Here is a 3,083-nt window from a genome sequence, read left to right on the forward strand (position 1 = left end):
TTAAGACACGTGCTCTTCCGGTCTCATCCCCGCCGCCGCCACGCCCCGCGGCGCCGCCTGCGCGCGGCGCCACCTTGGCGTCGCGGCCCGACACCTCGCCGGACGTCCCGAGACTGAGCGCGGAGCCGCCGCCTCCGCCACCCTCCCGCTCGCCCGATGTGGTGCGCGCCGAGGTGGACGAGGCGTTGCGTGGGAGCCTCGACGGTCTCGCGTTGCGCGTCCCGAACAGCGACACCACCGTGCGGCTCTACGGCTTCGTGCGCATGACGGGCTATGCGGACTTCAACGCCCGCAACCAGACCGACGCGGCAGCCGTGCAGACCATTCCGCTGACCGCCAGCCCGGCCGATGGGCAGACGGGCGGCGGCGACTTCACCGCGCGCGGCTCGCGGATCGGCCTCGACACCAGGACCGAGACGGCCTGGGGCCGCCTCGACACCACGATCGAGGCGGATTTCCGCGGCGAGATCGCGCCGGGCGGCGATCTCGCGTTCCGGCTGCGCCTCGCCTTCGCGGAGCTGACGCGCGACAGCTGGAGCTACCTCATCGGCCAGGCGAACAGCCTCTGGAACGAGGGCGTGATCGAGGCCTTCCACGACGCCACGAACCTCAACCAATCCTTCATCCGCCAGGCGCAGATCCGCGCCACGCATCGCTTCAACGACAACTGGACGCTCGCTGCCTCGCTCGAAGCGCCTTATGGCGACGTCACGACAATCCGCGGGCCGGCCTTCGGGCCCGGGCGGTTCGACGGCGGCGCGAGCCCGGTCTTCGACCAGACGCCCGACCTCCTCGCTCGGCTCACCTACCGCGACGGCGGCACCGAGGCCGTGCTGCGCGGCCTGGTGCGACGCATCAACCTCGACACGGACAACACGACCCTGCAGCCGGGTGGATCCGATTCGACCCTCGGCTGGGGCCTCGCCGGACATCTGCGGCTGCCGGCGGGCAGGCTGTTCCCGGCACTCGGCCGGGACGAGTTCACCATCATGGGCTATGTCGGCGAGGGCATCGGGCGCTATTTCGCGGGCAACGGCTTCGGCCAGGGGGCGGTGACGAATTTCGGGATCCCGTCGCTGCTCAGCTACAGCCTCGACGCCGTCCCGACCTACGGCGGCACCATCGGCTATCGGCGGTTCTGGACCGACACGCTGCGCAGCACGCTCGCGTATTCCTACGCCCGCCAGGACTTCCCCGACAGCGCCGACGCCTTCACCCGTGGCTCCGCCGGCGCGCTGTCGCTGAACCGCGAGATGCAGCAGGTCATCGCCAACCTGGTCTGGAGCCCCTTCGCGGACCGGCCCACGCAGCGCCAGCCCTTCGGCTGGCTGGACCTGGGGGTCGAGTACGTCTTCAGCCGGCGCGACCTCGAGAACGGCGCGGCCGCGACGGCGCCGGGCGGGGTCGGCCATGGCATCGCCAACCGGCTCGTCGCCTTCGGCCTCGTGCGGTTCTGAGGCGCGACGCGGCGGGCCGTTCCCCGCGCCCGCGGCGGCGGACCCTCGCGGACGCGTTGCAGGCGGCGCGCCGCCTGTGGCATCCACCCCGCCATGGCCCTGACGCGTCGCCTCGTCCTCTCCACCGCGCTTGCCGCCGTCGCGACCGGCGCGCATGGCGCGACCCAGAGCTTCGAGGCCTTCCTGGATGGCGTGCGCGCCGAGGCGCGGCGCAACGGGATCTCCAACCCGACGATCCAGCGCGCCCTGTCGGGCATCCGCCCGAGCGAGCGCGTGCTGGAACTCGACCGCCGCCAGCCGGAATTCACCCAGACCTGGGAGCAGTACCGCGACGCGCGCCTGTCGCAGAGCCGGATCGACGGCGGCCGCCGCGCCTTCGCCGACAACCGCGCGACGCTGGAGGCCGTGCAGGCGCGCTTCCGCGTCAGCCCGCGCGTCGTCGTCGCGATCTGGGGGCTCGAGACCAACTACGGCGGCTTCACCGGCAACTTCAACGTCGTCGAGAGCCTCGCGACCCTCGCCTGGGATGGGCGCCGCAGCGCCTATTTCCGCAACGAACTGATGGCGGCGCTGCGGATCCTCGACGCAGGGCACGTGACGCCGGAACGCATGCGCGGCTCCTGGGCCGGCGCGATGGGCCACCCGCAGTTCATGCCGTCCAACTTCGACCGCCTCGCCGTCGACATGAACGGGGACGGGCGGCGCGACATCTGGGGCAGCATCCCCGACGCGCTCGGCTCGATCGGCAACTATCTCGCCCGCTCCGGCTGGCGGGAGGAGGAGCTGTGGGGCCGCGAGGTGGCGCTGCCGGCCGGTTTCGACCCGGAGCAGGCGCGGCGGGAGAATACGCGGCCGCTGCGCGAATGGGTGCGGATGGGCGTGCGGCGCCCGGACGGCCAGCCGCTGCCCGCCCTCGACCTGGAGGCGGCGATCCTGCTGCCGGGGGGACCGCGCGGCCAGGCCTTCGCGGTCTATCCGAACTTCAACGTCATACGGCGCTACAACCCGTCGAACTTCTACGCGCTCGTCGTCGGGATGCTGTCGGACCGGGTGGCCTGATCCGCGCCATGTCCCGCCACGCCGCGGCGCTCGCCGCGCTGCTCGCCCTCGGCGCCTGCGCGCAGCCGCAGCCGCAGCCGCGCTACCTTGTGGGCGCGCCCTACCAGATGGGCGGCGTCTGGTTCTATCCGCGCGAGGATTTCGGGCTGGTGGAGACGGGCCTTGCCGTCGTCGCCGCCGACAGCTGGGCCGGGCGGCGGACGGCGAATGGCGAGATCCACGATCCCGCGCAGCTCATGGCCGCGCACCGCACACTGCAGATGCCGGCGGTGCTGCGCGTCACGAACCTCGAGACCGGGCTCGAACTCGATGTCCGCGTGAACGACCGCGGCCCGGCGAACAGCGGGCGCGTGGTGGAACTCTCGCGCCGCGCGGCGGAGCTGATCGGCCTGAGGCCCGGCGGGGTCGCGCAGGTCCGCATCGCCGTGGTCGCCGAGGCGAGCCGCGCGCTGGCGGCCGGCCTGCCGAACCCCGAGGCACCGCGGATCGAGATCGCCGCCGCGCCGCTCGCCGCGATCGGGCGCGAGGATCTTGCCCCACCCTCCGGCGCGACCCAGGCGGCGCGGG

General features: G+C 73.0%; 3 protein-coding genes. All 3 read left to right on the plus strand.

What is annotated here, in order from left to right; genetic code table 11:
* Window positions 1-1,457, plus strand: a 1,457-nt coding sequence (locus L2I40_RS21195; protein ID WP_237217187.1) for a DcaP family trimeric outer membrane transporter, incomplete at its 5' end; no start/stop codon positions are given.
* A gap of 93 nt (window positions 1,458-1,550) precedes the next feature.
* Window positions 1,551-2,516 (plus strand): lytic murein transglycosylase, encoded by a 966-nt coding sequence (locus L2I40_RS21200; RefSeq protein WP_237217188.1) that lies wholly within the window; start codon window positions 1,551-1,553, stop codon window positions 2,514-2,516.
* 8 nt (window positions 2,517-2,524) lie between these two features.
* Window positions 2,525-3,083, plus strand: a 559-nt coding sequence (locus L2I40_RS21205; RefSeq protein ID WP_237217189.1) for a septal ring lytic transglycosylase RlpA family protein, incomplete at its 3' end; no start/stop codon positions are given.

The sequence above is a fragment of the Falsiroseomonas oryziterrae genome, assembly GCF_021864505.1.
In the GTDB taxonomy this organism is placed as follows: Bacteria; Pseudomonadota; Alphaproteobacteria; order Acetobacterales; family Acetobacteraceae; genus Falsiroseomonas; species Falsiroseomonas oryziterrae.